This is a genomic window from Haloterrigena gelatinilytica (assembly GCF_013342145.1).
GTDB classification, from domain to species: Archaea; Halobacteriota; Halobacteria; order Halobacteriales; family Natrialbaceae; genus Haloterrigena; species Haloterrigena gelatinilytica.
In genome coordinates, this window is the sequence record NZ_JABUQZ010000001.1 from 498,349 (window position 1) to 523,859 (window position 25,511).

Annotated in this window: 28 protein-coding genes; 16 read left to right on the forward strand and 12 right to left on the reverse strand. The window is 67.3% G+C overall.

The annotated features are described in order from the left end of the window. Positions 1 to 22 precede the first annotated feature (22 nt). Positions 23 to 1,210 (reverse strand): extracellular solute-binding protein, encoded by a 1,188-nt coding sequence (locus HTZ84_RS02430; RefSeq protein WP_309138846.1) that lies wholly within the window; start codon positions 1,208 to 1,210, stop codon positions 23 to 25. 291 nt (positions 1,211 to 1,501) lie between these two features. Here HTZ84_RS02430 and HTZ84_RS02435 point away from each other — a divergent pair, with 291 nt between their 5' ends. After that, positions 1,502 to 2,635: an ABC transporter ATP-binding protein gene (locus tag HTZ84_RS02435; RefSeq protein ID WP_174679225.1), complete on the forward strand. Its 1,134-nt coding sequence runs from the start codon at positions 1,502 to 1,504 to the stop codon at positions 2,633 to 2,635. 66 nt (positions 2,636 to 2,701) lie between these two features. On the opposite strand, the gene HTZ84_RS02440 is transcribed toward HTZ84_RS02435, so the two are convergent. Then, a complete protein-coding gene (locus HTZ84_RS02440) occupies positions 2,702 to 4,753 on the reverse strand; it encodes a glycoside hydrolase family 15 protein (RefSeq protein WP_174679226.1) in 2,052 nt (683 codons plus the stop codon). Between the two features lie 194 nt (positions 4,754 to 4,947). Between HTZ84_RS02440 and HTZ84_RS02445 the strand changes: the two genes are divergently transcribed. The 3 genes from HTZ84_RS02445 to HTZ84_RS02455 all read left to right on the forward strand — a co-directional run bounded on the left by HTZ84_RS02445 (position 4,948) and on the right by HTZ84_RS02455 (position 8,066). Next, positions 4,948 to 6,006, forward strand: a complete 1,059-nt coding sequence (locus tag HTZ84_RS02445; protein WP_174679227.1) for a TrmB family transcriptional regulator — start codon at positions 4,948 to 4,950, stop codon at positions 6,004 to 6,006. A 143-nt stretch (positions 6,007 to 6,149) separates the two neighbouring features. Next, complete coding sequence (locus tag HTZ84_RS02450) at positions 6,150 to 6,803, forward strand: bifunctional 4-hydroxy-2-oxoglutarate aldolase/2-dehydro-3-deoxy-phosphogluconate aldolase (RefSeq protein WP_174679228.1); 654 nt, start codon at positions 6,150 to 6,152, stop codon at positions 6,801 to 6,803. A gap of 75 nt (positions 6,804 to 6,878) precedes the next feature. Continuing rightward, entirely contained in the window at positions 6,879 to 8,066 is a 1,188-nt protein-coding gene (locus HTZ84_RS02455; protein ID WP_174679229.1) for a S1C family serine protease, read from the forward strand. A 231-nt stretch (positions 8,067 to 8,297) separates the two neighbouring features. Here HTZ84_RS02455 and HTZ84_RS02460 read toward each other — a convergent pair whose 3' ends face one another. Further along, positions 8,298 to 8,489, reverse strand: coding sequence for a hypothetical protein (locus HTZ84_RS02460; protein WP_174679230.1), 192 nt, complete (start codon positions 8,487 to 8,489; stop codon positions 8,298 to 8,300). Positions 8,490 to 8,620: 131 nt separating this feature from the next. Here HTZ84_RS02460 and HTZ84_RS02465 point away from each other — a divergent pair, with 131 nt between their 5' ends. The 3 genes from HTZ84_RS02465 (at position 8,621) to HTZ84_RS02475 (ending at position 10,411) form a co-directional block, all read left to right on the forward strand. Further along, the gene (locus tag HTZ84_RS02465; RefSeq protein WP_008894453.1) at positions 8,621 to 8,797 is read left to right on the forward strand and encodes a protein translocase SEC61 complex subunit gamma; all 177 of its coding nucleotides are present in this window, start codon (positions 8,621 to 8,623) and stop codon (positions 8,795 to 8,797) included. Then, the gene (locus tag HTZ84_RS02470; RefSeq protein WP_008894454.1) at positions 8,797 to 9,234 is read left to right on the forward strand and encodes a transcription elongation factor Spt5; all 438 of its coding nucleotides are present in this window, start codon (positions 8,797 to 8,799) and stop codon (positions 9,232 to 9,234) included. Before HTZ84_RS02465 ends, HTZ84_RS02470 begins: the two co-directional genes overlap by 1 nt. 364 nt (positions 9,235 to 9,598) lie before the next feature. Continuing rightward, on the forward strand, positions 9,599 to 10,411 hold the full coding sequence (locus HTZ84_RS02475; RefSeq protein ID WP_174679231.1) for a lipase family protein: 813 nt from the start codon (positions 9,599 to 9,601) through the stop codon (positions 10,409 to 10,411). Positions 10,412 to 10,532: 121 nt separating this feature from the next. Here HTZ84_RS02475 and HTZ84_RS02480 read toward each other — a convergent pair whose 3' ends face one another. Further along, the gene (locus HTZ84_RS02480) at positions 10,533 to 10,820 is read right to left on the reverse strand and encodes a DUF7565 family protein (protein ID WP_174679232.1); all 288 of its coding nucleotides are present in this window, start codon (positions 10,818 to 10,820) and stop codon (positions 10,533 to 10,535) included. Between the two features lie 121 nt (positions 10,821 to 10,941). Here HTZ84_RS02480 and HTZ84_RS02485 point away from each other — a divergent pair, with 121 nt between their 5' ends. The 3 genes from HTZ84_RS02485 (at position 10,942) to HTZ84_RS02495 (ending at position 12,472) form a co-directional block, all read left to right on the forward strand. Next, positions 10,942 to 11,370: a hypothetical protein gene (locus tag HTZ84_RS02485; protein ID WP_174679233.1), complete on the forward strand. Its 429-nt coding sequence runs from the start codon at positions 10,942 to 10,944 to the stop codon at positions 11,368 to 11,370. 25 nt (positions 11,371 to 11,395) lie between these two features. Continuing rightward, positions 11,396 to 12,166 (forward strand): PHP domain-containing protein, encoded by a 771-nt coding sequence (locus tag HTZ84_RS02490; protein ID WP_174679234.1) that lies wholly within the window; start codon positions 11,396 to 11,398, stop codon positions 12,164 to 12,166. Positions 12,167 to 12,262: 96 nt separating this feature from the next. Continuing rightward, the gene (locus HTZ84_RS02495; protein WP_174679235.1) at positions 12,263 to 12,472 is read left to right on the forward strand and encodes a dodecin family protein; all 210 of its coding nucleotides are present in this window, start codon (positions 12,263 to 12,265) and stop codon (positions 12,470 to 12,472) included. A gap of 95 nt (positions 12,473 to 12,567) precedes the next feature. On the opposite strand, the gene HTZ84_RS02500 is transcribed toward HTZ84_RS02495, so the two are convergent. Genes HTZ84_RS02500 through HTZ84_RS02510 form a run of 3 tightly spaced genes read right to left on the reverse strand, consistent with a single transcriptional unit; the run spans position 12,568 to position 15,276 of the window. Beyond that, a complete protein-coding gene (locus tag HTZ84_RS02500; RefSeq protein ID WP_174679236.1) occupies positions 12,568 to 13,044 on the reverse strand; it encodes a Mut7-C RNAse domain-containing protein in 477 nt (158 codons plus the stop codon). A gap of 39 nt (positions 13,045 to 13,083) precedes the next feature. Then, positions 13,084 to 14,835, reverse strand: coding sequence for a DNA polymerase/3'-5' exonuclease PolX (polX, locus tag HTZ84_RS02505; RefSeq protein ID WP_174679237.1), 1,752 nt, complete (start codon positions 14,833 to 14,835; stop codon positions 13,084 to 13,086). Continuing rightward, a complete protein-coding gene (locus HTZ84_RS02510; RefSeq protein ID WP_174679238.1) occupies positions 14,836 to 15,276 on the reverse strand; it encodes a DUF5788 family protein in 441 nt (146 codons plus the stop codon). It lies immediately after the preceding gene. Positions 15,277 to 15,568: 292 nt separating this feature from the next. Here HTZ84_RS02510 and HTZ84_RS02515 point away from each other — a divergent pair, with 292 nt between their 5' ends. Both HTZ84_RS02515 and HTZ84_RS02520 read left to right on the forward strand, forming a co-directional pair. Next, positions 15,569 to 16,489 (forward strand): rhomboid family intramembrane serine protease, encoded by a 921-nt coding sequence (locus HTZ84_RS02515; protein WP_174679239.1) that lies wholly within the window; start codon positions 15,569 to 15,571, stop codon positions 16,487 to 16,489. 76 nt (positions 16,490 to 16,565) lie between these two features. After that, positions 16,566 to 17,363: an endonuclease V gene (locus HTZ84_RS02520; RefSeq protein WP_174679240.1), complete on the forward strand. Its 798-nt coding sequence runs from the start codon at positions 16,566 to 16,568 to the stop codon at positions 17,361 to 17,363. Between the two features lie 37 nt (positions 17,364 to 17,400). Here HTZ84_RS02520 and HTZ84_RS02525 read toward each other — a convergent pair whose 3' ends face one another. Beyond that, positions 17,401 to 18,297 carry a universal stress protein gene (locus HTZ84_RS02525; protein ID WP_174679241.1) on the reverse strand — a complete coding sequence of 299 codons (897 nt, stop codon included), beginning with the start codon at positions 18,295 to 18,297 and terminating at the stop codon, positions 17,401 to 17,403. A gap of 155 nt (positions 18,298 to 18,452) precedes the next feature. Between HTZ84_RS02525 and HTZ84_RS02530 the strand changes: the two genes are divergently transcribed. Beyond that, positions 18,453 to 19,406 (forward strand): SDR family oxidoreductase, encoded by a 954-nt coding sequence (locus HTZ84_RS02530; protein WP_174679242.1) that lies wholly within the window; start codon positions 18,453 to 18,455, stop codon positions 19,404 to 19,406. Between the two features lie 524 nt (positions 19,407 to 19,930). Here the strand turns inward: HTZ84_RS02530 and HTZ84_RS02535 are convergent. From HTZ84_RS02535 to HTZ84_RS02545, 3 genes are all read right to left on the reverse strand, one after another. Then, a complete protein-coding gene (locus HTZ84_RS02535) occupies positions 19,931 to 20,071 on the reverse strand; it encodes a hypothetical protein (RefSeq protein ID WP_174679243.1) in 141 nt (46 codons plus the stop codon). Between the two features lie 338 nt (positions 20,072 to 20,409). Then, positions 20,410 to 20,685: a helix-turn-helix domain-containing protein gene (locus HTZ84_RS02540; protein WP_174679244.1), complete on the reverse strand. Its 276-nt coding sequence runs from the start codon at positions 20,683 to 20,685 to the stop codon at positions 20,410 to 20,412. Between the two features lie 97 nt (positions 20,686 to 20,782). After that, the gene (locus tag HTZ84_RS02545; protein ID WP_174679245.1) at positions 20,783 to 22,612 is read right to left on the reverse strand and encodes an SLC13 family permease; all 1,830 of its coding nucleotides are present in this window, start codon (positions 22,610 to 22,612) and stop codon (positions 20,783 to 20,785) included. Positions 22,613 to 22,909: 297 nt separating this feature from the next. On the opposite strand from HTZ84_RS02545, the gene HTZ84_RS02550 reads away from it, so the two are divergent. From HTZ84_RS02550 to HTZ84_RS02560, 3 genes are all read left to right on the forward strand, one after another. Beyond that, complete coding sequence (locus tag HTZ84_RS02550) at positions 22,910 to 23,296, forward strand: tautomerase family protein (RefSeq protein ID WP_174679246.1); 387 nt, start codon at positions 22,910 to 22,912, stop codon at positions 23,294 to 23,296. A gap of 111 nt (positions 23,297 to 23,407) precedes the next feature. Then, on the forward strand, positions 23,408 to 24,604 hold the full coding sequence (locus HTZ84_RS02555; protein WP_174679247.1) for an MFS transporter: 1,197 nt from the start codon (positions 23,408 to 23,410) through the stop codon (positions 24,602 to 24,604). 69 nt (positions 24,605 to 24,673) lie between these two features. Beyond that, the gene (locus HTZ84_RS02560) at positions 24,674 to 25,156 is read left to right on the forward strand and encodes a universal stress protein (RefSeq protein ID WP_174679248.1); all 483 of its coding nucleotides are present in this window, start codon (positions 24,674 to 24,676) and stop codon (positions 25,154 to 25,156) included. Positions 25,157 to 25,263: 107 nt separating this feature from the next. On the opposite strand, the gene HTZ84_RS02565 is transcribed toward HTZ84_RS02560, so the two are convergent. Continuing rightward, a complete protein-coding gene (locus tag HTZ84_RS02565; RefSeq protein WP_174679249.1) occupies positions 25,264 to 25,506 on the reverse strand; it encodes a hypothetical protein in 243 nt (80 codons plus the stop codon). Between the last annotated feature and the right edge of the window lie 5 nt (positions 25,507 to 25,511).

Below are 25,511 nucleotides of genomic sequence, written 5' to 3' on the forward strand. Positions count from 1 at the left end.
TAGTATTGAATACTGGAGGACGTTATTTCCAGGAGTCTCGAATCTGTTCGGCGGCGTTCTCTAGCTCTTCCCGCGGATCGCCGCCCGACCCGAGGACGACGTCGAGCGCGGACTCGACCGGATCCCAGACGGCGTCCATCTTTTCGCTCGCGGGCATCGGCATTCCCATGTCCACGGTCTGACTGAACGCGCCGACGTCGTCCCCGAGGTCGTCGTTTCCGACGACCGACTGGAGGACGGGGATGGTCGCGTGCTCCTGCGCGTTGGTCGTCGCGACGTCTTCGGTCGTGGTGTACCACTCCGCCCAGTCGAGGACCGCGTCGCGGACCGCGTCGTCGGCCTCCTCGAGGCGAGACGTGAGATACCACATCTGAATGCCCGTAAACGGCGTCGGTTCGCCGCCGTCGGGCGCGGGCAACGGCGCGACGCCGACGTCGATCCCGGCGTCCCGGAGATCGCCGAGGTTCCACGGACCGGTAACGGCGAACGGCGCTTGCCCGTCCTGGAATACCGAGAGGTTCGTGTCTTCCTCGAGGTCGTTCGGACTGTATTCGTAGATGGCGTCGCGGATGAGCTCGAGCCCCTCGACGACCGCGTCGTCGTCGACGCCCAGTTCGTCGGCGTCCTCGTCGTAGAGGACGCCGCCGAACCCCTGCAGGTAGGCGCTGTAGTGGTACGGATCGCCCGGATAGCCGATGCCGTACTCCCCTTCGCGCTCCATGATATCGACCATCTCTGAGACCGTCTCCGGCGGTTCGTCGACCATGTCCCTGTTGTACATCAGCGACACCGTTTCCGCGGCGTAGGGGAGCCCGTACACGTTCCCCTCCCACTGGACCGCGTCGGCGGCCGCTTCCGTATACGTCCCCTCGAGGTCGACGTCGAACGAATCGCTCCCGTCGTAGAGGTTCTCGTTCTCGTGCTGGACGCCGATCCAGTCGTGCGCCCACGTGAAACTCATCGGCCCGTCGTTGGCCGGGAGCGCGGTCTCCAACTGCTCGTCCATGTTGGAGACGCCGGAGGCGTCGAGTTCCCGATCGGCGTCCTCGTTGAACGTCTCGAGATGGCCGTCGAAGGTCTCTTCCTCCGAATCGGTGAATTCGTGCCAGAGTTCAGCGCTCCCGTCGCCGCTGAACATGCTCGTACATCCTGCGAGAGTCGCCCCCGCCATCGCTCCGCCGATACCCTTGAGCACGGGTCTGCGTTTCATTGGCATGCTGCAATCGATGATGAATTATATCTTCACGTATTTAATGATTTGGGATGTTCGATTCCGTCGCCTTTCGCCCATCATACCATCGCTCTTTGGGCCAGAAGCCGGAGTGAATCCGAACGATCGGGCTCGATTAGAGAGAGCGCCCGAGGATCGCGACCGGCGTATCGGGCCGACCACGCGGTCGCGGGACCACGTGCGTTACCCTCCAGAACATTGGATGAGATATTACTTCCAAGATAGCGAATTTTGGAAAGGGTTTTATCGCCCCCGGGTAATTGTGGTGTCATGGCACGGGTCACAGTCGACGAACTGCGGAAGGAATACGACACCGGATCAGTCGTCGCCGTCAACGACCTCTCCCTCGAAATCGAGGACGGCGAGTTCGTGACCGTCGTCGGGCCGTCGGGCTGTGGCAAGACGACGACGCTTCGAATGCTCGCGGGGCTCGAGGAACCGACCGGCGGCCGGATCGAGATCGGGGGCGAGGACGTCACGGACGTCCACGCGAAGAACCGAGACGTCGCGATGGTGTTCCAGAACTACGCGCTGTATCCCCACAAGACCGTCTTCGAGAACATGGAATTCGGACTCCGGATGAGCACCGATCTGAGCGAGGCCGAGCGCGAAGCGCGGGTCGCCGAGACCGCCGAGATGATGGACATCGAGGAGCTGCTCGAGGACAAGCCCGACGAACTCTCCGGCGGCCAGAAACAGCGCGTCGCCCTCGGCCGCGCGATCGTCAGGGAACCCGATCTGTTCCTGTTCGACGAACCGCTCAGCAATCTCGACGCCAAGCTCCGGACGACCATGCGCGCTGAGATCCAGCGGCTCCAGAACGAACTCGGGATCACGGCCGTCTACGTCACGCACGACCAGCACGAGGCGATGACGATGGGCGATCGGATCGTCATCCTCGACGGCGGCGAACTCCAGCAACAGGGACGGCCGACCGACGTCTACGAGCGACCGGTCAACGGGTTCGTCGGTGGCTTCATCGGCTCGCCGTCGATGAACTTCGTCGACGTCGACGTCGAACCCGACGGCGATCGACTGCACCTGACCGGTCGCGACGGCGAGTTCGCGTACGACCTCTCGGGGGCGTACGTCGACCGTCACGCGGACGACCTCGAGTCGAGCCGGTACACGCTCGGCGTCCGGCCGGAGAACGTCACCGTCGCCGACGGTGCGGCCAACGCGATCGCGACCACCGTCGACGTCGTCGAACCCGTCGGCTCCGATAACTTCCTGCACCTCGGGCTGAGCGACGAGTTCATCGCCCGCGTCGACTCGGACGTGCGCCTCGAGCCGGGCGATCGGGTGACGATCGCGTTCGACGAGTCGGACGTCCACCTGTTCGACGCCGAAACGGGTCGCAACGTCCTCACCCGCGAACGCGACGCGCCGACCGTCACGTCCTGATTTTCGAGATCGTACTTACCGCAGTCCGGTCGACGTCGTGAAAACCGTCGCTCGCGAGGCGGCGACTCAGTCCTGTAGCGGCGCGCGATCCTCGGCATCCGCGAGCGGGGGCGACGCGGGCTCCTCGAGGGCGCTGGCCGTCGCGAGGCGGATGGCGTGGGGCCAGCCCAGCGGCGTGGCGCTGTCCGGCGTGCCGTCGTCGAACACCTGCTCGGGGAGGTAGCCGCCGGGCCGCCGGAGCGGTCCGCCGGGCTCGACCAGCGCGAGCAGATCGCGAGCGCGCTCGTCGAACGCTTCGGCGTCCGCGCGGCCGCTCGCCGCCAGTAACTCGCGGAGGTCGGCGGCGGCGCGTGCGCCCCACGCCGTCGTCACCGTCCAGATCTTCGCGGCGTCCTGGTCGCGGACTCGCCAGGGATCGCCCTCGAAGCGGGCGAGCCCCTCGACGGGGCCCTCGGGGTCCCGGTAGAGCCCGTCGATCGTGGTCTCGACGTGGGACGCGAGCCGCTCGAGCCGCTCGCCGTCGACGTCCTCGAGGGCGGCGTACTCCCGGTGGGCCGACGCGAGCGCGAGCGTGCTGCCGTCGAGTCGGTCGTCGACCTCGTCGCCGTCGGTCCGCATCGCGTAGATCCCGCGCTCGGACACCCAGAGGTCGTCGATCGCGTCGTACACGGTTCGCGCTCGCTCCCGCGCTCGCGCCGCGAGCGCGTCGTCGACGGGCGCCCTGGCGACCGCCGCGTAGGCCTCGAGGAACGTCGCCGCGGTGTGGGCAAAGCGTCCGGTCATGTTCTCCCAGGCGTTCTGGACCCGCTCGGGGAGGCCGTCGGCCGCGAGCGAGTCGTCCAGCCCGTCGACCGCGGCCGAGAGCGTCTCCCGTACCCGTCCGTCGTCGGGATCGACGCGCCGGAGGTACGTCGCGAGAAACGCCGTCGCGCTCGCGGTCTGATCCGCCTGGTACTCCTCGGACTCGCCGCCCTCGAGGCGGCCGTGGGCCCAGCCGGGAGCGAGCGCGCCGTTGTGCGGCCACACCCGGTGGGGCCAGGTGCCGTCGGACAGTTGCGTCTCGGCGTAGAACCGGGCGCTTCGCTCGTGCCACTCCTCGAGTCCGAGTCCCAGCCGTCGATCGGCCGCGAGCAGGAAGCGGGCGATCTCGGCGTCGTCCCGGAACCAGGTGTAGCCGTAGCCGCCCGAGTACCGGTAGAACGGATCGAACTCCGGTCCCGCGATCCGGGCGCCCGTCGGCGCGCGCAACAGCGCGAGCGCTCGGAGATCCGAGAGCCCGCCGTCGCCGACGCGGTCGGGGTCGGGGTCAGGCAGCCGGTCGCGGGCCTGGTCGCGTCCGGCCTCGAGGACCGTCTCGCGGTCGGCGTGTTCGGCGACGGCGGTCCGAACGTGCTCGAGCGTGGCGGCGCGGTCGCCGTCGTCCGAGAGCAGCGTCGCGACGGTCGCGCTCGGCGTCGATCCGGCGAGTTCGATCTCGCACATCGCGATCGGACTGAGCCGGGCCTCCTCGTAGCGGTCGTCCGTCGGCGACCGCGGGAAGTCGGCGGGTTCGGCCGCGAGCAGTTCGGCGAACCGTTCCGGGACCTGTCCGGTCGCCGACAGCCCGGTCGAGGCCGCGAGGAAGTCGCGTTCGGCGTCGTGGTGGACCTCGACGGCGTCGCCGTGCCAGAGCTGTCCGACCCGTCCCGCCCGCCCCTCCGGAGCGAAGCCGACGCAGGCGTGGAGGCTACCGTTTCCGGAGCCCTCGTCACCCCGCTCGAGTTCGAAGTGCGTCAGGTGGAGCCGACCGATCGTGACGTCGTACTGCACGCAGGTCGCGTCGCCGACGACGTGGGTCGTCTCGACGACCGCGGTGTCGTCGACGTAGCGCTGGTCGGCGACGTCGGCGTCGAACCACCGAACCTCGCCGTCCGTCTCGAGGCCGAACCGAGAGCGTTCGACGCCGGCCAGCCCCGAGAGCGGGTAGGAGTAGTCCCTGATCGAGCCGTCGGGGGCGACGTGAACGAGCCGTTCGTCGAGCCCGGAGAAGAGCCCCCTCGTCGACCTGCGCTCGCCGGGGAACCGCCGCGGTTCCCCCTGCGATCGCTTGAAATCGTTGAGCGCGCCGTGTAGTTCCATCGTTCTCTCAGTTCGCAGCCGGGGCAATAAACTTTGTTGAAAAATGTATTCTCACTTTTCACAGGTCGGTGCGCCAGCGCGTTGCGCCCGAACGGTCGGATCCCGCGACACCGGTCGACCGACCGAAACGGTCGGGATGACCGGACCGAGCATATTTTACACTGACCCCGCAATCTGTGACGTACTGAATACACATGGACGACGACGAGCTCGCCGAACTGCTCGAGCGATTCGGCCTCTCGGAGAAGGAGACCGACACCTACCTCGCGATCCTCGAACGCGGGGAGTCGAAAGCGAGCGCCATCGCCGACGCCGCCGACGTCTCCAAGCGCTACGTCTACAGCATCAGCGAGGAACTCGAGGAGCGCGGGTTCGTCGAGGTCGACGACCACGCGGTGCCGACGGTGATCCGGCCGGTCCAGCCCGAGACGGTCGTCGAGCGACTGACGCGCAGCGTCGAGGAGATCGAACCGGAACTGGAGTCGCGGTTCACGGCGACGGAGCGCTCCGGCGAACAGTTCGAGGTGATCAAGTCCCGACAGACGGTGATCAAGCGGATCGAGAACCTGCTGGCCGGCGCGGAGACGGAGGTGACGCTCTCGCTGCCCGCCGAGGTGCTCCCGCGGATCCGCTCGACGCTCGAGGCGACGGTCGACCGGGGGGTGCTCGTCCTCCTCCTGTTGGGCGCGACCGAGGGCGATCAGGACATCGCGTCGCTGGCCGGGACGGCCAGTACGGTCCGGACCTGGGACGCGCTCGTGCCGACGATGCTGACGGTCGACGGCCGCCACGGGCTGCTCGCGCCGAGTCAGATCCTGACGACGTCGGCGAGCGACACGCGGGCGATCGCCATCTCCCAGGAGCAACTCGCGCCCGTCCTCGCCGGCTCGTTCCTGGCGAACTACTGGCCGACCGCGGAGGAACGGTACGTCACGACGCCGAACGAACTCCCCTGTACGTACGAGGGGTTCCGGAGCGCCGTCTTCCAGATCGCGCTCCACCGCGCGACGGACACGCGCATCGAGGCGTCGGTCACCGGCTCGCCGGTCGGCGACCGGGACCTCCCCTCGTCGCTCACCGGCGAGGTCGTCGACGTCCGACAGAGCCTCGTCCGGCCCGTCAGTTCGACGCTCCCCATCGAGAACGCGTTCGAACTCGAGGTCGACGGCGAGCGGTACACCGTCGGCGGCACCGGCGCGTTCCTCGAGAACTACGAGGCGGAGTCGGTCACCATTCGCGCGCTCGAGGAGTAATCGCCGCTCGAACACCCCTTATTTCGATGGTGAGTAAATTTCTTGCACCCGCGGCACGCAGTGCTCACTGTGATGGAACGTCTCACTAGCGGACGGATCGCGAGCGCGTATCGAACGACGGACGCGACCGGAGGGCTGCGCGGATGACCGACCGGCGAACCGTCAGGGACCGGCTCGTCGAGAGCGGCGTCGTCGCGGTCCTCCGCGGCGTCGACGAAGAGCAGATCGTCCCTGTCGCGCGGGCGATGCACGAGGCCGGCGTCGAGGCGCTCGAGGTCACGGCGGACGGGACGCGCGCGGCGGAGAAGATCGCGGCCGTCGACCGGGAGCTCGCGGACACCGACGCGGTCGTCGGCGCGGGGACCGTCCTCGACGCGCCGACCGCCCAGTCCGCGATCGACGCGGGCGCGTCGTTCGTCGTCTCGCCCCACACCGAACCGGACGTGGTGCGGACCTGCAACCGGCGCGGCGTCCTCGTCGCCCCCGGCGTCATGACGCCGACGGAGGCCGTGACGGCGATGGAGGCCGGCGCGGACCTCCTCAAGATGTTCCCCGCGTCGACGGTCGGGCCGGGCCACATCGGCGCGCTCGCGGGGCCGCTGGGCGACGTCGACATCATTCCGACGGGCGGCGTCTCGCGGGACAACGTCGCCGACTTCTTCGACGCCGGCGCGGTGGCCGTCGGCGCCGGCGGCGCCATCGTCGACGACGAAGCGATCGCCGACGGCGACATGGATCGGGTTCGCGAGACCGCCGCCTCGTTCGTCGAGGCGGTCGAGGCGGCGCGCGACGAGTAGGTCGTCGTCGCTCCCGTCTCGAGATCGTTCGTCCCTCGAGTTCGCCCTCGGACGGCTGCTGCTGGTGGCCGTTTTATGCCGCTCGTCGGGGTGGCAACGGGCGTGACGCCAGACCTCGATCAGTGCACTCGCAGACGACTACTCGGCGCGGTCGGCGCGGCCGGTGCCGCAGCGGCGGTCGGTCTCGGCACCACCGGCGGCGGCACCGCACAGAACGAAACCGACGGTTCGAACGCGACGACTCAGGAGAACGGCGGCGCCGACGTCGACAGCCCGTACACGGACACGTATCGCGAGACGATCGATTCCGTCGTTCTGGTCACCATCTCCGGCAGCGGCCTCCGCGGCGGTGGCGGCGGCGGGATCGGCACGGGATTCGTCATCGACGACGAACACATCGTAACCAACAACCACGTCGTCCAGAACGCCAGCGAGGGCGGGATCGAAGTCCAGTTCAGTAACCAGGAGTGGCGCCCCGCCTCGATCGTCGGCACCGACGCCTACAGCGATCTCGCCGTCCTGCGCGTCGACGACCTGCCCGACATCGCCGGCGAGCTCTCGCTCTCGGAGGCCGAACCCGTGATCGGCCAGGAGGTGCTCGCGATCGGCAACCCGCTCGGGTTCGACGCGTCGGTCTCCCAGGGGATCGTCAGCGGGATCGACCGCTCGCTTCCCAGCCCCACCGGCTTCTCGATTCCGGCCGCGATCCAGACCGACGCGCCGGTCAACCCCGGCAACAGCGGCGGGCCGCTGGTGAGCCTCGAGGGCGACGTCCTCGGCGTCGTCTTCGCTGGGGCCGCCCAGACCATCGGCTTCGCGATCTCCGCGCGCCTCGCGAACCGGGTCGTCCCCGCGCTCATCGAGGACGGAACGTACGAACACCCCTACATGGGCGTCGGCGTGCAACCGGTCGGGCCGGAGATCGCCGACGAACTCGGCCTCGAGGAAGCCAACGGCGTGCTGGTCGCCGAGGTCGTGCCGAACTCGCCCGCGGACGGCGTCCTCACGCCGGCCGGTCGCCGCGGTCCGGGAAGCGGCGACGTGATCGTCGCCATCGACGGCGAGGAGATCCCGAATCAAGATCAGCTCTCGGCGTATCTCGCCCTCGAGACCTCGCCCGGGGACACGATCGAACTCGAGATCGTCCGGGACGGCGAGGAGCGAACCGTGGAGTTGACGCTCACGGAGCGGCCGAACATCGAACGACCGGGAACCGGGATCCCGAGCGGCCCGAGCGAGCGACCGCCGGCGACGGGGCCGTAATCGACCGCCTCCCGCCGATCCCGATCGCCGCGGACGGCGGAAGCCACTCCCTCGGTCCGAATCAGACGAAGTTCGTCGACGACGAAGACGCGGTGCTACTGGGTTCGACCGATTGCTACCTCGAGCGAGGGCTGGACGCGTCCTCGACTCGAGGCGTCTCGAAGCGACCCACAGAACTCGAGCCGACCGAAGCCGGTCCGATCGCCGAACCGGGTCGGACCGACGGCGCGATCAGGACTCTTCGGCCTCTTCTAGGTCCTCCAGGTCCTCCGCGTCCTCGCGGGGGGCGTTCTGCTTGCCCAGGTCGTCGTCGCCCTCGTCGACCTGGTCCGGGTCCTGATCGACGCGTTCCATCTCGTCCTCGATTTCGGCCTCTCGTTCCGCCTCGTGCTCGTTCGCGCGGTCGGAATCGTCTTCGGCCATGACAGTCGGAGTTCGCGCTCGAGCGGTTTGGTCGCCGGGCCGTCGAGTGCAACGTCGAGAGCTATCAACGAACCGAACCGTCGGGAGACACGAAAGACAGATAAAAGGCGCCGCGCTGTGAACGAATAGATATGGACGTTCCGTACGACCTGACCTCGTACGTTCGGGTGTTGAAGATGGCGACGACACCCACGACTGAGGAATTCCTCCAGGTTTCGAAGATCGCTGGCGCAGGTGTCCTACTAATCGGGCTGATGGGCTTCATCATCGGTGGGATCATGCTGTTCCTGACCGGCGGTGGTTTCTGATGGGTATCTACGCCGTCAAGACCACGGCCAGTCAGGAGCGCACCGTCGCGGACATGATCATCAACCGCGAGGAGCCGGAGATCCACGCCGCGCTCGCGCCCGACTCGCTGACCTCCTACGTGATGGTCGAAGCCGAGGGGAACGCGGTCCTGAACCGCGTCCTTGAGGACATCCCGCACGCGCGCAGTATCGTCCCCGGCACCTCCGACATCTCGGAGGTCGAGCACTTCCTCTCGCCGAAGCCGGACGTCGAGGGGATCGCCGAGGGCGACATCGTCGAGCTCATCGCCGGTCCGTTCAAGGGCGAGAAGGCGCAGGTCCAGCGCATCGACGAAGGCAAGGATCAGGTTACGGTCGAACTGTACGAGGCCACGGTTCCGATTCCGGTCACGGTTCGGGGCGACCAGATTCGCGTGCTCGACAGTGACGAGCGCTAAGGCGCTCGTCAGGCAGTCAGCGCGACGAAGTCGCGCTGAATATAGCGACGAGCGATAGCTCGTCGGACCATGCGAACGGGTAGTGCGCGGCGCTACGCGCCGCGACTGTCGGGACGGCTTCGCCGTCCCGCAGCGCCCGTGAGCAGACAGCGACGAACGCGTTTCTCCGCGGTTTCACGTCCTCGGCTACCGGTGCGTCCGACCGTTGGCGTCGCGGACACCGGATGCGGTCCGCGTCGTCGCTCGAGCAGTCTCCGTCTCTGACGGCCCGGCTATTTACCACATAGCATCTATACGAAAATAAATATTATACGTGCGTTCGTGAAACGATCTTCCGTTCGCATCGCAGTGCGAACGATCGACGATGCCATCGAAGGAACACTCGAATTCGACGGCGAGGAACAGCGCACCGACGAGCGGCGGTTCGATCTCGCGGCGACGGCTCCTCGGGACCGCGGCGACGACTATCGTCGCAGGTGCCGGAGCGAGCGCCGCGTCGGGATCGGCCGCGGCCGACACCGACGGAATCGCGGAGCTCGACTTTCGGGACGGCGTTCCGGCCGTCACCGATGCGCCGCAAGACGAAGCCGAGATCGTGTTCAAGATCCACGGCTACACGAGCTCGTCGGCCAGCGTCGAGCGGGCCGCGACGTTCCGAGACACGGCGAGGGCCGTCGGCTACGACGAGCCCGTCGCGGCGGTCACCTGGGACGACGGCGGCCTGCCGACGACGGCGATCCAGAGCGCGAGGGATACCGGCTACCCGTTCGCCGCCTGGCTGGCCGACTACGTCGACGCGAATCCGTCGACGACGATCCGGATCCTCGGCCACTCCATGGGCGGGATCGTCCAGCTGGAAACGCTCGCGGCCATCGACGGCGAGTTCACGGTCGCGACGGCCGACAGCATCGGTTCGTACGAGGCGTCCGACGCGCCCTGCGAGGACGGCGACTTCTTCGACGCCATCCGGACCTCGGCCGAAGCGGTCCACAACTACTACTCGACGAACGACGCCGTCGCCAGGCTGGGGAGCGGTCCGGCGGACTGCGGCGGCTGGTTCGGCGACGGCACCACGCCGGACAACTACGCCGACGTCGACGTGAGCGATTCGGTCTCGGACCACTCCGCCTACAGGGAGGCGACCGGCTGCGTGGCGGCGATCGTCGACAACTACTGACGGCGAACCGTCCGGATACCGCTATTTCGATACCTCCCGACCGCCCGGAGGAGACGAGCTTCGGAAGCGACGAGACGGTGCTCGGCGGAAAAGAAGCGAAAATCCCCGGCGATACGGCCGGCTACCGTTTCAGCTCCGTGGCGATCGCCTGCATGTCCGCGACCGACTCGATCTCCTCGAGCAACTCTTCGCGCTCGCGGACCGCCTCGGAACTCGCGCCGTAGGCGCGGACGTACTCGGCCCGGCTGTGTTCGGTGAAGGCGTGTCGAATCGCGAGATAGCCGTCGGGGACGACGGTGCCACAGACCTTACACTCCCGCCGTTCGTGTTCCGTCGCCTGATGGACGACGGTCGCCTCGACGTCCTCGAACACCGCACCGCAGCCGTCGATTCCGCATTCCCAGGCCATTCACTATCACTGATGTATCGAGCGGCCGGCCTAATGATCCTTTCGCAGCCACCGCCTCGAGTCGCGACTCGAGTCGTGTGCCGTCCGACAGGGATTCACCGCTGGCCGCCGAGGATCGGCTATGCCCGCGACGAACCGCTCGCAACTGTGTTCGTTCGACGCCGATCGCGTCCGACAGGTCGTCCGGAACACGGTTTCCGGGCCCCTCTACGCGTTCTGCGAGTACGATACGGAGTCGTTTCGTCCGCTGTACATCGCCGACGAGACGATCGCGATGTACGAGAGCAAGGACGCGATGCTCGAGCACTTCGAACGGATCCACACGAACGTCCACATGGACTTCATGCAGATCGAACTCTTCCGCAACACGCTGTTTCCGGACGCCGACCGCGTCGAGTACATCGCGACGGCGATGGACTTCCTGAAGATCCTCCGCGTCTACGTCGGCGACGACGGCCTGTTCATCTCGGTCGAGCCCGACGAGCCGGTCGAACCGATCGTCGACGCGATCAAGGAGACCGTCGCGTGGCCGGAAAATCAGAATTCATAACTCTCCCGTCTCGAAAGAGGGTGACGTGAGCGAGCGAGCGCCAGCGGAGACGCGAATCGACTGCCACGTGAAGGTGCTCGACGACCGGGTCGTCGAGCGAGCCATCGACGCCGGGCTCGACGCGATCGTGTACGCGCCCCACTTCACGCGGGTTCCCGAGATCCGTCGCGAGGCGGCCACGTACTCCACCGACCGGCTCCGCGTCATCCCCGGTCGCGAGGTGTTCACCGGGTCGTGGCACGAGCGCAAACACGTTCTCGCCGTCGGCCTCGAGGAGCCGGTGCCGGACTTCATCCCGCTCGAGACGGCGATGGACGAGTTCGAGCGACAGGACGCCGCCGTGCTGGCGCCCCACCCCGAGTTCGCAACCGTGGGCCTGACCGAGGCGGACCTGCGTCAGTACCGGGATCTCGTCGACGCCGTCGAGATCTTCAATCCGAAGCACTTCCCGTCGAACAATCGACGCGCCCGAGAACTCGCCGAAACGCTCGATATCGCGCCGTTTACGTCGTCGTACGCACACCTTCCGGGATCGGTCGGCGTCGCCCACACCGCGTTCGACGCGGCGATCGATTCCGAGGCCGATCTCGTCGACGCGCTCGAGAACGACGTCTCGCGACGTGTCGTCTACCGGAACGGCGGTCGGCGGTGGAAAACGACGGCCGCCGAACTCGCGCATCTCTGTTACGAAAACACCTGGGAGAAGGTCGACCGGCTCTTCCTCTCGGGGACGGAGCCGACCCACCCACACCACATCGCCTACGACGGGCGGTTCGACGACGTCTCCGTCTACTGAGCGGCCGAGCGCGGACCGCCGACCGCGGACATTGTGACGTGGTAGCATGCTCACGCCGAACCACTACGCCGCTGGACGGGGTTTTCTCCGACGACCATGGGAGAGACAGTCAAGGTCATCCAGCTGACCGGAAACTCGACCGAGTCGTGGGAAGACGCCGCACAGAACGCCCTCGACGACGCCGACGAGACCCTCGAGAACATCAGCGGGATCGAGATCGAATCGCAGACCGCGGACGTCGAGGGCGGGACGATCGAGCGGTACCGGACGACCCTCGACGTGGCCTTCGTCCTCGAGGGACGATAGGAGCGACGCAGCTGGACCCCGCCAGGAGAGCGGAACCGAGTGGAACCGGATCGAAACCCGAGGCGGCCTCGACCTCGAGACCCGGCGCGGTCGAACTATCCGTCTTCGTTCGGATCGTCGCCGTTCCCCCCGATTTTCGAGAGCGTTCGCGCGACGCGGTCCCAGTGACTGCCCCGCCAGAAGTGCTGGCCGCAGTCCTGACAGCGCCAGACGGCGGTCTCGGCGGGGTCGGGCGCGTACTCGGGCGTCGTCGCCGTCGATTCGACGCGCTCGAGGCGACCGTTACAGCGGCCGCAGAACCGCGGTTCGGCGGCGAGCGTCAGCTCGACCCCCGCGGCGGCGAGCGCCGATAACTGGTCCTCGACGTCGCGGGACTCGAGCAGGATCGCATCGTCGGCGCGGGCCGCGAGGGCGACGTCCCGCGTGACCAGGGTTCGGTCTTCGTCTCGAGCGAGCGCGAGCAGCGCGTCGTCGGCCTCGAGGCCGCGGTCGCCGGCGTAGACGGTGTCGTGGTCGCACATCCGGAGGTAGGCATCGAGACCGCCGCACATGACGTCGAGGAGCAGTTGCATCGTGGTCGTGATTCCGGAGAGCGGTCGAGCGCCGAACGGTCAGTGGAGGAACTCGCGCAGTTCGTCGAGCTCCCAGGTGTTGATGACGTCCTCGGGCTCGGCCCAGCCGCGCCGGGCGGTGTGGACGCCCCAGCGCATGTACTCGAGCGTCGACGGCTGGTGGGCGTCGGTGTTGACGGCGATCGGGGCGCCCTCCTCGAGGGCGGCCTGGACGGCGCTGCCCCAGAGGTCGAGTCGGCGCGGGTTCGCGTTGACCTCGAGGGCGGTGCCGTGTTCGGCCGCGGCCGCGCCGAGCGCGGCGGCGTCGAACTCCAGTCCCGAGCGCTCGTTGAGCAGGCGACCGCTGGGATGGCCGAGCACGTCGATCGCCGGGTTCTCGGCGGCGCGGACGAGCCGCTCGGTGGCCGTCTCCGCATCTTGGCTGAGCGCGCTGTGGGTCGAGGCGACGATCACGTCCAGCGCCTCGATCACCTCCTCGGTGAGACCGATCTCGCCGTCGGCGTCGACGTTAGCTTCGATGCCGGCGAGGACCTCGACGTCCGCGGCGGCGGCGACCTCGCGGATCGCCTCGACCTGTTCGAGGATTTCGGTGTCCGAGAGCCCCATCCCGCCGACGATGCCGGGGCCCTCGGCGTGGTCGGCGACGCCGTAGTAGTCGTAGCCCAGCTCCGCGGCGGCGTCGACCATCGCCTCGATCGGGGTGTTCCCGTCGGACCACTCGGTGTGGGTGTGGAGGTCGCCGCGGATATCGTCGCGCTCGAGTAAGTCCGGCAGGTCGCCGTTCTCGGCGGCGGCGATCTCGCCGCGATCCTCGCGGAGTTCCGGCGGGATCCAGGGAAGGCCGAGGGCCTCGTACATCCCCTCCTCGGTCTCGCCGGCGACGCGCTCGCCGACGCGCTGCCCTGCCTCGTGGTCCTCGACATCGCTCACGTCGAAGGCGCCGTACTCGTTCAGCTTCATCCCGCGGTCGATCGCGTAGTTGCGAAGCGCGACGTTGTGGTCCTTGCTCCCAGTGAAGTACTGCAGCGCGGAGCCGAACTCCTCGGGGACGACCACCCGCAGGTCGACCCGGATCTCGCCGACGCGGACGCTGGCCTTCTCCGGGCCGGACTCGATCTCGCTGTCGACCGAGTCCCAGCCGACGAACGCCTCGATCACGGCCTCGCCGTCCTCGGTCGCGACGAGGGCGTCCACGTCGCCGATCGTCTCGCGCCAGCGCCGGATCGAGCCGGCGACCTCGCAGCGCTCGACCGCCTCGAGGCCGCGGAGGAACGCGAGCACGTCGTCGGCGAGCGGCCGGGCCTCGCCCAGCAACTGCCGCTGACCGACCTCCCGCGCGAAGTCGATGTTCTCGCGGATGTTCTGTTCGGTTTTCGGGCCGAAGCCCTTGACCTCCTGAATCTCGCCTGCCTCGGCGGCCTCTTCGAGGTCGTCCAGCGTCTCGATCCCCAGTTCGCGGTAGAGTTTCCCCGCGGTCTTGGGGCCGACGCCCTCGATGCGCGTGATGTCGGCGATGTCGATCGGGAGCTCCGCGCGCAGTTCCTCGAGTTCCTCGATCTCGCCGGTTTCGACGTACTCGACGACCTTCGAGGCGATGGCGTCGCCGACGCCGTCGATCTCCTCCAGTATCTCCTCGTCGCCGGCCTCGACGCGGTCGGCGATCGGGACGGGATGAGCGCCGATGTTCTCGGCCGCGCGCCGGTAGGCGCGGGGCTTGTACTCGACGTCATTGGCCTCGAGCAGGTCGGCGAACTCCTCGAATCGGCCGGCGATTTCGGCGTTGGTCGCCATCTACCGACCCCTCCGCGAGGCGCCGCCGTCGTCCTCTCCGAGCGCCTTCTTCAGGAACGACATCCAGCGCTTGCGGTCCTGGGCACGCTGGGCCTGCTGTTCGCGCTCGAGGTCCGTCGGGCCGAGGCTCTCGAGGGCGTTCAACGCGCGATCGATGCCGATGATGCTCCCCGCGAGTTCCTCGCCCTTCTCGCGGGTGATGTCGCCCTCCTCGATGGCCTCGAGGCGCTCGAGGCGTTCCCGTCGCAGGTTCCGTTTGGCCTGCTCGACGCGGTCGCGCTCGCCCGAGGGGATCGTCTCGCGGCGCTTGATCTCGAAGACGAAGGTTCGGAGGTCGATCTCCTCGCCCTGGACCGTGATCGTCTCCGGGATGTCCGCGCCGACGGTCGCCCCCTCGCGCTCGACGCGCTCGAGCAACTGCTTGCGCTCGTACTCTTGCACGCCTCGATATGAGGGTCCCGGGAGCAAAAATGTACAGTCCGACGTCGGAGCGATCGGCAGCGTCGATCGGTGGCCGGTAGCCGGTGGTCGACCGCCGGAGGAGAGCTAGCGCGCCGATGCGGCGTCGCATCACCGACCGTAACGGTTCGTACGACCGGACTACCAGACGAGAATTACTGATCAGCGAATCGAAACTCGAGCGTACGGCGGCGAATCACCGCGTCTGCTGCCGGCGTTCGGTGCGAGGAACGAACCCCAAATCCCTTAGCGGTGCCACACATACCCCCGGTCAATGGCCAAGTGCGACGTGTGTGGCAAAGACGAAAGCATGCCCTACAACTGTCGGCACTGCGGGGGGACCTTCTGTGCCGACCACCGGCTGCCGGAGAACCACGACTGTACCGGGCTCCAGGACTGGAACGACCCCCAGGGAGTCTTCGACAGCGGCTTCGACGACTCGGTCAACGGCGGTGGCGGGACCTCGAAGGCCTCGAGCCTCGCTGACAAGATCCCGATAAACACGGGTGCCGGCGGACCGTTAGCCTACTTCCGCGGGAACATGACCTACACGTTCCTCGCGCTGATCTGGCTCACGTTCCTCGCTCAGTTGATCGTGGGGCTGTTCGGGAGCCGCACCCTCTACGAGTCGCTGTTCCTGCTGACGTCCTGGAACGTCGAATACGTCTGGACGTGGGTCACGTCTATCTTCTCCCACAGCACGAATAACTTGATGCACATCGTCGGAAACAGCATCGTGATCTTCTTCTTCGGCCCGCTCGTCGAGCGGTACGTCGGGTCGAGGGATTTCGCGATCCTGTTCGTCGTCAGCGGCGTCCTCGCCGGGCTCAGTCAGGTCTTGATTTCGATCGCACAGGGGTACCCGACCGCCGTCCTCGGAGCCAGCGGCGCCGCACTCGCTATCATGGGCGTCCTGACGATCCTGAACCCCGATCTCAAGGTCTACCTGTACTTCATTCTCCCGGTCCCGATCTGGCTGCTCACGGCCGGCTACGCCCTCATCAGCATCACCTTCCTCTCCGGCGTGATCGGCGGCGGCGGCGGGATCGCACACGGCGCCCACCTCGTCGGCCTCGCGATCGGCCTCGCCTACGGCCAGTACATCAAGCAAAACCGGAACGTCAGCGCGCCGAACCGACTCGAGTTCGGAGGCGGTGGCGGTCCGGGCGGTCCCGGCGGTCGCCGTCGGTTCTAACCGCTCGCTTCCCTCGCCGTTTCGTATCGTGCAACCCGGACACTGATTTTCGCTCGCTGCCAACGTCCGCGTATCGATGCCCACGGCCCGGCCCGACCTCGTTCCCGACGCCTCGCTCGAGCGCGACGACATGGAAGCCATGCAGCGCGAAATCGCCGACGCCGCGGCGTTCGAGGACGACTTCGACTTCGATCCCGCGACCCTCGGCGATCCGCTCGCGGCGGCCTCGAGCGGCGCGGACCCGCCCACCGTCGTCGGCGTCGATCAGTCGTTTCTCACGAACGAGGCGGGCGATCAGGACCGCGCCCTGAGCGCCGTCGTCGCCATGCGCGGCGGCGAGGTGATCGAGCGCGTCCACGCCGTGACGCCCCTCGATATTCCCTACATTCCGGGGCTTCTCTCCTTCCGCGAGGGACGGCCGATCCTCGCGGCGCTCGAGGAACTCTCGGTCGACCCCGATCTGATCCTCTTCGACGGCAGCGGCCGCATCCACTTCCGGCAGGCGGGCATCGCGACCCACATGGGCGTCGTCCGCGACGTACCCAGCATCGGCGTCGCGAAGAGCCTGCTCTGTGGCACCCCGGCGGGAGACACCGAGAACCTCCCCGAAGGAGTTCGCGTGCCGATCGAGGCGAACTCGAGGGTCGACGCGCCCGACGGCACGCTGCTGGGCTACGCGGTCCAGACGCGCCAGTACGACTCGCCGAACCGGTACATCAACCCGCTGTACGTCAGCCCCGGCCACCGCGTCGGTCCCGAAACGGCGGCCGACGCCGCGCTCGCGCTCGCCTCGTCGTACAAACTCCCCGAACCCGTCCGACTCGCGGACAACTACGCGGACGAGGCGAAGCGGAACCTCGACGGGGGCACCTGACGGAAAGAACACGGGTCCGGACCGCCGATTCGCGTCGCTACGCCGTCGGCAGGAGCCGCCGAATCCGGCGGCGGATCGGCCCGCCGACGGTTTCGCCGTCGCGGGCGAGGATCATCGTTCGGTCGGTCCGACGCGCCACCGTCCGCGGGATCGACCCGACGAGGCGGCGGTGAATCGCCCCCTGGCGCGTCGCGCCGAATACGAGCACGTCGTAGTCGGCCGTGATCTCGACCAGTCGCTCGGCGACGTCGTCGCCCTCGTCGACCAGCGACTCCGTCCGAACGCTCGGACCCGGCGCCGCCTCGAGGGACGCCGCCGCGTCCGCGAGGAACTCGCGCGCCGCGGCCGGGTCGGTGTCGGAATCGACGACCGACCGGAGGACCACGGTCGCGTCGTTGCGCGAAGCGATCGCTTTCGCCACGCCGACCGCCGGACCGACGTGCGGACCGCCCGCGACCGGGACCAGGATCGAGTCGACGCCGTCGGCTTCGCTGCCGATGCGCTCGACGTAGAGGTCACAGGGGGCCCGCTCGAGGAGGCGATCGACCGTCGTCCCGAGGACGGCGTTCGTGCGACGCGTCCGGTCCTCCCAGCCGACGACGAGCGCCCGCGGATCGGTCCGTTCGACCGCCGTGAGGATCCCGTCCGCGACGGATTGGCTGACGACCAGTTCGCCGGAGACGGCGACGTCGTCGGGCGCGACGTCGACCGCGCGGTCGACGATATCCCGACTGCGCCCCGAGTACCGTTCGATGATCGCCTCGTCCGAGTAGACGGCGAAGGGCGAGTCGCGGGACTTGACGACGATCGAGACGATCCGGACCGCGCTCCCGCTCGCTCGAGCGAGGTCGCCGGCCGTCCGGACTAACTGGGCGGCGTGCTCGGGATTCGCGACCGCGACCAGTATCGGGCGTTCCGTCGTCGCGCCGGTCATGTGTGTTACTTCACGCCACGGGAGTGAATAGTTCTCGGTGCGATTCCGTGACAGTCAGCGCTCGGAACGAATTCGGGGTTTTCGTCTCGATCGAACAGTACGATCAGCGCGACAAACCGTCGCTACTTAGGTATCGGCTCTCGAACCTGTCGCGTATGGCCACCGCTGAGGACGTCGAGGGAACCGACGAGGACGGGCCGGAAGGCACCGTCGTCGAGGAGGATCGCGAGACGGCACGGGACGGCGGCGAACCCGTCGGCGACGAGGACGACCGCTACACCCGCAAGAAGTCCGTCCTGATCACCGGCTGTTCGTCCGGCATCGGGCGCGCCACCGCGGCCGCGTTCCTGCGCGAGGACTGGCAGGTGTTCGCGACCGCGCGCGATCCCGAGGACATCGCGGACCTCGAGGACGCGGGCTGTACGACCTTCGCGTTGGACGTCACCGATCCCGACCAGGTCGCGCGGGCGGTCGAGCGGGTCGTCGACGTCGCCGGCGCGATCGACTGTCTGGTCAACAACGCGGGCTACGCCCAGATGGGGCCGATAGAAGACGTCGCGACGTCGGATCTCCACCGCCAGTTCGACGTCAACGTCTACGGCCCCCACCGGCTCGCCCGCGCCGCCCTCCCTCACATGCGCGCCCAGGGCGCCGGCCGAATCATCAACGTCTCGAGCGTCGTCGGCCGGGTCTCGTTCCCCGGTTCGGGCGCCTACTCGGGGTCGAAACACGCCCTCGAGGCGATGAGCGACTCCCTGCGGGCGGAGGTCGAGGAGTTCGGCATCGACGTCACCGTGATCGAGCCCGGTCCGGTCGACACGAACTTCAGCGACCGCGTCGACGATGAACTGCCCGAATCGGAGCGGACGCCCGCCTACGAGTCGCTGTACGAGATCTACGGCGAGATGCAACTGATCGGCGGCGGGAACGGCGGCCCCTTCGCCTCCAGCCCCGAAGACGTCGCCGCGGCGATCCTCGAGTCCGCCACGACGTCCGAACCGCCCGCGCGGTATCCGGTCGGACCGCTGGCTCAGTACGGCGTCTACGCGCGATTCCTGCCGGACCCGCTGCGCGACGCGGGCTACAAACTCCTCCGAAAACTGGTTTGAAACGCTCGGTACTCGAGTTCAGTTGTGACGGCGTCCGTGCGATCGACGGAGCCCCTCACCCCGTCGAGAAACGGCGAGAACGTTCTTCTCCCGCTACAACTGAACAACTGCGACTGCGCTTTTGCGGACGGGGGTGCATCTGCCGGATGGCGACACGACCCCACTCGGAGTGACGAACTGATTTGATAAGTGTAACAGTACCTGAATAACTATCCGAGACACAGTCAGTAGCGATTCGACGGGTAGATACGAGTCTAACCCGCTCCACGTGGGTATCCTCCTGCTTCAGCGCGGGAGGGGTGTCAACAGAAGACTTATACAGTCTTTCTGATCACAATCCAGTATGGTTCGGTATCCTGATGGTAGCTGTTCTGACTGTGGGGAGCGGAAATTCACTCGGATTGATGGCTCTCCTCGGTGCCCAAACTGTGAACAACTCCGACGTATGGAGGGCGGCAGGGTCTAGAGAAAATCGAGTCGTCGGAGCGTAGGTAGGGTGCTGTGGACCACCGCGCCCGCGGTAGTCACACGTTGTAGCGCTCGCGACAGTCGTCGCAGATCAGTCTAGTAAACCGCTTCCGTTCCCCGCAGGCGTGGCAGAGCCGCCGCCACTCGAAGACCAGGTCGATCTCCCTGATCGCGTCGGTCGTGTCCGTGTCCCCCATTCGAGTATCGCCTCGTGCGGGGCCATCACGTCATCAGTGTTAAATGATATTCTCACCAACAATTCTCGAAACTGCGCCGTTCAATTTGTCGATAAATGTGTTGAGATTCGAACGGTATCGACGAAACAGACCGGTCGACCGAATATGTGCGTGCGAGTCGGGGAGAATCGACGTACCGGGTGAGCCGGCAGCCAGCCACGGCGAGCGGAACTCGACCGCGCGACGGACGCCCGTTCGAGCGGCGAGACGCGGGAATCGAGTACGGTCGGTGAGCGACTGGATGCCACGGGGTTGTGCGATGAGCTATGGGACGTCGCTCGCCGCTCGAGGGTGTCCGATCAGTCGGCGGGGTTCGTCGACCGCTGCCGGCCGACGGTCGCGTCGTCGGGCGTCGGCGCGCTCGAGTCGAGGTCGGCCTCGACGAGCGCGTACGCACCGCCGGTACAGCGACGGACGTATCCGGCCCGCTGGAGCGCCCGGCAGTGGCGCTCGACGGTGAGCGGATGCGTCTCGAGGGCCGTCGCTAGTTCGGTGGTCGTCGCTTGACTCGTCTCTGCGAGCGCCTCGAGGATCCCTCGGGCCCGCTCCTGCTGTGTGAACTCGCGGCCTGGCATACCGTCTCACACGAACGAACTGCCGCCGACAGTATGAACCTCACACCCGGTTCCCAACCGCTCGGAATCCGGTTACCAATGGAAATCCGATTGCGTCTCAGGCCTCCCAGGCCTCGACGAACTCGGTCGGCAACGTCGTGATGTCGATCCCCCAGGCGATCGGCAGCCACGCGAAGGCGACGAGCGTGATCAACGCGATGCCGATGACGTTGAGTCCGGCGCCGATGCGGGCCATCTGGGGCAGCGAGATGTAGCCGCTGCCGAAGACGATCGCGTTCGGCGGGGTCGCGACGGGCAGCATGAACGCGAACGACGCGGCGGTCGCCCCGGCGATCATCAGCCCGTAGGGATGGACGCCGATGCCGACCGCGACGCCGGCCAGAATGGGCATCAGCATCGCCGTCGTCGCCGTGTTCGAGGTGACCTCCGTCAGGAAGATCGTCATGGAGACGACGGCGAACAGGACGACGATCATCGAGACGCCCTCGAGGGCCTGGAGCTGTTCGCCGATCCAGGCCGCGAGGCCGGTGTCGCCGAAGCCGGAGGCGATCGCGAGTCCGCCGCCGAACAGGAGAATGACCCCCCACGGGATGTCGACGGCGTTCGTCCAGTCGAGCAGGAAGGTGCGATCGCCCTCGACCGTCGTCGTCGGCAGCGTAAACAGGACCATCGCGCCGCCGATCGCCACGATGGTGTCGGCGTCCTCCGGGGGCGCGACGTCGAAGAGCGGCTCGATCAGGCTGGCTCCGATCCAGCTTACGGCCATCCCGGCGAAGACGATCGCGACCAGTTTCTCCTGCCTGTTCATCGGTCCGAGTTTCTCGAGTTCCCGATCGATCGTGTCCGCGCCGGCGGGGAGTTCATCGAACTGCGGCGACACCGCGCGGGTGACGTAGGCGTAGACGGCGACGAGGCCGACGATCGAGATGGGGACGCCGTAGAGCATCCACTCGGCGAAGGAAACCGACTGATCGAAGAGCGCGTCGGCTTGGCCCGCGAAGAGCACGTTCGGCGGCGTGCCGATCAGCGTCGAGACGCCGCCGACGGACGCGCCGTAGGCGATACAGAGCATCAGGGCGATGCCGAAGGAGAAGTTGCCCTCGCTCGTGTCGACGTCGAGCCCGGTTTCGTCGACCAGATCGGCGGTCTGGTAGATAACCGCCAGCGCGATGGGGACCATCATCATGACGGTCGCGCTGTTCGAGACCCACATCGAGAGGAACGCGGTCGCGAGCATGAACCCGAGAATGAGCCGCGAGGGCTCGGTGCCGACGGCCTTGATCGTCCGCAGGGCGATCCGGCGGTGGAGCCCCCACCGCTGCATCGCCATCGCGAGGAAGAACCCGCCCATGAAGAGGAAGATCAGCGGGTGACCGTAGGACGGCGTCGTGTCCGCGACCGGGAGCGCGCCGGTCAGCGGAAAGAGGACGATCGGCAACAGCGAGGTCGCCGGGATCGGGATCGCCTCGGACATCCACCAGACGGCGACCCACGCGGTGACCGCGGCGACGGCCTTCCCAGCGGCCGACAGGCCGTCGGGCGTCGGCGAGAGGAAGATCAGGGCGAACAGGAGCGGCCCGAGGACGAACCCGATCCGCTGGCGCAGATCGTACGTCCCGCCGACGTCGAACGGCGAGCTCCCGTCGTCGCCCCGGTCGCCGCCGCTACCGCCGGGATCGTCGCCGCTTCCGGGACCGCCTTCGGCGGTCCGGTCCTCGGCCGTAGTACCGTCGCCCGGATCGCGGCCCCCGTCCGGAAAGACCCGCCGCGCGAGGCGTTTCTCCTCCTCGGAGACGCCGTCCATGTCCTCGAGGATCAGCGGTGCGTCGAGCGTGAGGTACGCTTTCGTCTGGGCGTTGAGTTTCCACAGCGACACCCAGAGCACGCGGATGAACTTTTGAACCGTTTTCCGAGAGTTCCGCACCATTTTTCTAGCGGTTCCAGGTAGAGGGTGTAAACGGTACCGATTCAACCATCTGTTGAAGAATATCACGGAAACAAGATAGTGTATTCGAGCGGTAGTCAACACGGTTGGAGTTGTATTCCTGTGATCGGCACTACGTCGGAACCGCGCTCGGTTACTCCGCGTCGGGTCGCCGCGCGTTCGGTCGATCACGGACTCCACGCAGTCGCGCGCCGTTGCCGCACTGCCGCTCGCCTCTCGCTCGTCGCTTCCGGCAGGGAGCGGCGAAATCTCCAACTCCCCGGGCGCTGTACTCGAGGTGTGCCACTCTTACAGTTCGATACGACGCTGTCGCCGTCGGCCGAGGAAAAGACGGCGCTGGCCGACCGGGTGACGGACCTCTACACGACGGAGATGGAGACGACGGCGGGCCACGTCGCGGTGACGATCCGCGAGCGCGATCCGGCCGACCTCCACCTCGGGCGCGCGGTCGACGGACCGATCGTCTTCCTCGACGCCGAGATCCGGCGCGGTCGACCGTTCGAGCGCAAGCGCGCGTTCGCGCTCGAGGCGATGGCGTACGTCTGCGAGACGTTCGACGTCCCCGAATCGAACGCGAAGGTCGTCTTCACCGAACATCCCGGAGAGCAAATGATGGGCGTCGACCGCGTCGGCGGCGAGTGGGACGGCGACGAGGAAGGCGAGTAACGACACGTCACGCGAGTAACGTCGACGACGAGCGCGCGGTTGGTGTGACCCGGAACCCGTCTCCGCTACCGGGACAGTCAAGCGCGTCCTCGGGAAAGGCCGTGACGTCCGATGGACCGGTCGTACTGGCGGACGGTCTCGCTCGTGACGCTGTGGCAGGTGTCGGCGAGCGTCTGTTACTACACGGTCTTCGCGGCGACGCCGTTCTTCCGCGACGAGTTCGGCCTCTCCCGGTTCGCCGTCGGCCTCGTCGTGACGGCGCTCACCCTGGGCTACGCGATCTGGCTCCTGCCGGTCGGGGCGGTCATCGACCGCTTCGGCGAGGGACGAACGCTGGTCGTCGGCCTCGTCGGTCTTGGAATTGGCGCCATGCTGGTCGCCGGCGCACCGACGTACGCGCTGTTGCTCGCGGCGGCGTTTTTCCTCGGCTCGACGTACGCGACCGCGATTCCGGGGACGAACAAGGCGATCTACGACGCCATCGCGGCGGGCCGCCAGAACCTCGCGCTGGGGATCAAACAGGTCGGCGTCACCGCCGGCAGCGGCGTCAGCGCCCTCCTCGTGACCGGACTGGCGGGCGCGCTCTTCTGGCAGGCCGGCTTCCTGATCGCCGCCGGGTTCGCCCTCGTCGTCGCCGGCGTCTTCGCCGTCTGCTACCGCGGCGCGGGCGAGGGCGGGCGAGCGGAGTATCCGGACTTCCGGGCGCTGTCCCGCAACCGCCCCTACCGCGTGCTCGTCGCGGCCGGCTTCTTCCTCGGCGCGGCGCTGTTCACCACGACGGGCTACACGGTGTTGTACCTCGAGGAATCGATCGGCGCCTCGGTCGTCGGCGGCGGCGGCGTCCTCGCGCTCGTCCAACTGTTCGGCAGCGTCGGCCGCCTCGCCGGCGGCTGGCTGAGCGACACTCTCCCCGGCGAACCTCACGTTCGGATCGGCGCGATCCTGATCGTCCAGGCGCTCGCGGGTTCCCTCCTGTTCGTCGTCGTCGCCGCGACCGCGACGCCCGTCGCGGCCGCCGTCGCCTTCTCAGCACTGGGGTTCTTCGTCCTCGGGAACACGGGCGTCTACTACTCCTACATGGCGACGCTGGTCACCGCCGACGAGATGGGCGGCGCGACCGCCGCCGGCCAGCTCTCCCTGGTCGCCGGCTCCGTCGTCGCCCCGCCCGCGTTCGGCTACCTCGCCGACGCCGTCGGCTACCGCGCCTCGTGGTGGCTGCTCGCCGCCGGTACCGCCCTCGCCGCCGGGCTGCTGGCCTACGCCGTTCGCCTCGAGCCGCCGGTCGACGAGCCGGCGATGCGGGAGTGACGGTTCGGAGGCGGCGCTCGGGCACGAACCGGAGGACGACTTTAGAACCTGGATGACGTACGGTAGCACATGTATCGCGTCCTGCTCCCGGTCGACGACGACGAATCGCGAGCGCGCGCCCAGGCCGAGGCCGTGAGTGACCTGCCGGCGGCCGCCGCGGAGATCCGCGTCGACGTCCTCCACGTCCACGAGGAGGTGACGGCACCCGACGCGGAGTGGGCGGCCGGCGGCTTCTCCGACGAGTACGCCGAGGAGATGGCCGACAACCTCAGGAACGTTCAACGGCTGCCCGACTCCGTCGAGACCGCCGCCGACGTCCTCGAGGCGGCCGACGTCGAGTACGCGATCCACGAGACGACGGGCGACGCGCCCGAGATGATCCTCGAGGCCGCCGCGGAACTCGACAGCGACGCGATCGTCCTCGGCGTCGGCGAGCGTTCCCCCGTTGGGAAGGTGCTGTTCGGCAGCGTCGTGCAGGCGGTGATCCTCGAGAGCGACCGGCCGGTGACGGTCGTCTCCGCCGCAGAGGAGGGCGACGGCGAGTCGGCGTAACGCCAGTGGATCGGCTTCACTGTCAGTAGATAGTGTCCGAGTTCGCTATTTGGAACGAGTTGTGGGGTCCTCGACTGCGCCTTACGGAATTCGCTCTCTGCTAGTAATCAATCCCCCAACGAAGAGCCAACCATAGAAATTGCTGTGAGGACTACTATAGTTACTACCAAATAATTGCTGATAGTGTACATATAGAGACCAACTAGAAGAAGCGCTGTGACAGACATAACTAGCCCAATGCGATCTCTCCCTTCGTAAAAATACATATATAAACTGATCGCAGAAGCTGTAAGAGCTAAAACCACTACGATATCGACGCTGTAGAGGAATTCAAACTCTCCCTCACTCATATCTA

Excerpts from the sequence above, each read along its gene's own strand:
- HTZ84_RS02495 (WP_174679235.1), top strand. The coding sequence starts at position 12,263 with ATGGGAGAGACAGTCAAGGTCATCCAGCTGACCGGAAACTCGACCGAG.
- HTZ84_RS02565 (WP_174679249.1), bottom strand. The coding sequence starts at position 25,506 with ATGAGTGAGGGAGAGTTTGAATTCCTCTACAGCGTCGATATCGTAGTG.
- HTZ84_RS02470 (WP_008894454.1), top strand. The coding sequence starts at position 8,797 with ATGGGTATCTACGCCGTCAAGACCACGGCCAGTCAGGAGCGCACCGTC.
- HTZ84_RS02475 (WP_174679231.1), top strand. The coding sequence starts at position 9,599 with ATGCCATCGAAGGAACACTCGAATTCGACGGCGAGGAACAGCGCACCG.
- HTZ84_RS02540 (WP_174679244.1), bottom strand. The coding sequence starts at position 20,685 with ATGCCAGGCCGCGAGTTCACACAGCAGGAGCGGGCCCGAGGGATCCTC.
- HTZ84_RS02480 (WP_174679232.1), bottom strand. The coding sequence starts at position 10,820 with ATGGCCTGGGAATGCGGAATCGACGGCTGCGGTGCGGTGTTCGAGGAC.
- HTZ84_RS02500 (WP_174679236.1), bottom strand. The coding sequence starts at position 13,044 with ATGCAACTGCTCCTCGACGTCATGTGCGGCGGTCTCGATGCCTACCTC.
- HTZ84_RS02465 (WP_008894453.1), top strand. The coding sequence starts at position 8,621 with ATGGACGTTCCGTACGACCTGACCTCGTACGTTCGGGTGTTGAAGATG.
- HTZ84_RS02545 (WP_174679245.1), bottom strand. The coding sequence starts at position 22,612 with ATGGTGCGGAACTCTCGGAAAACGGTTCAAAAGTTCATCCGCGTGCTC.
- HTZ84_RS02485 (WP_174679233.1), top strand. The coding sequence starts at position 10,942 with ATGCCCGCGACGAACCGCTCGCAACTGTGTTCGTTCGACGCCGATCGC.
- HTZ84_RS02535 (WP_174679243.1), bottom strand. The coding sequence starts at position 20,071 with ATGGGGGACACGGACACGACCGACGCGATCAGGGAGATCGACCTGGTC.
- HTZ84_RS02555 (WP_174679247.1), top strand. The coding sequence starts at position 23,408 with ATGGACCGGTCGTACTGGCGGACGGTCTCGCTCGTGACGCTGTGGCAG.
- HTZ84_RS02525 (WP_174679241.1), bottom strand. The coding sequence starts at position 18,297 with ATGACCGGCGCGACGACGGAACGCCCGATACTGGTCGCGGTCGCGAAT.
- HTZ84_RS02445 (WP_174679227.1), top strand. The coding sequence starts at position 4,948 with ATGGACGACGACGAGCTCGCCGAACTGCTCGAGCGATTCGGCCTCTCG.
- HTZ84_RS02435 (WP_174679225.1), top strand. The coding sequence starts at position 1,502 with ATGGCACGGGTCACAGTCGACGAACTGCGGAAGGAATACGACACCGGA.
- polX (WP_174679237.1), bottom strand. The coding sequence starts at position 14,835 with ATGGCGACCAACGCCGAAATCGCCGGCCGATTCGAGGAGTTCGCCGAC.
- HTZ84_RS02520 (WP_174679240.1), top strand. The coding sequence starts at position 16,566 with ATGCCCACGGCCCGGCCCGACCTCGTTCCCGACGCCTCGCTCGAGCGC.
- HTZ84_RS02440 (WP_174679226.1), bottom strand. The coding sequence starts at position 4,753 with ATGGAACTACACGGCGCGCTCAACGATTTCAAGCGATCGCAGGGGGAA.
- HTZ84_RS02515 (WP_174679239.1), top strand. The coding sequence starts at position 15,569 with ATGGCCAAGTGCGACGTGTGTGGCAAAGACGAAAGCATGCCCTACAAC.
- HTZ84_RS02460 (WP_174679230.1), bottom strand. The coding sequence starts at position 8,489 with ATGGCCGAAGACGATTCCGACCGCGCGAACGAGCACGAGGCGGAACGA.
- HTZ84_RS02530 (WP_174679242.1), top strand. The coding sequence starts at position 18,453 with ATGGCCACCGCTGAGGACGTCGAGGGAACCGACGAGGACGGGCCGGAA.
- HTZ84_RS02455 (WP_174679229.1), top strand. The coding sequence starts at position 6,879 with ATGCCGCTCGTCGGGGTGGCAACGGGCGTGACGCCAGACCTCGATCAG.
- HTZ84_RS02560 (WP_174679248.1), top strand. The coding sequence starts at position 24,674 with ATGTATCGCGTCCTGCTCCCGGTCGACGACGACGAATCGCGAGCGCGC.
- HTZ84_RS02430 (WP_309138846.1), bottom strand. The coding sequence starts at position 1,210 with ATGAAACGCAGACCCGTGCTCAAGGGTATCGGCGGAGCGATGGCGGGG.
- HTZ84_RS02450 (WP_174679228.1), top strand. The coding sequence starts at position 6,150 with ATGACCGACCGGCGAACCGTCAGGGACCGGCTCGTCGAGAGCGGCGTC.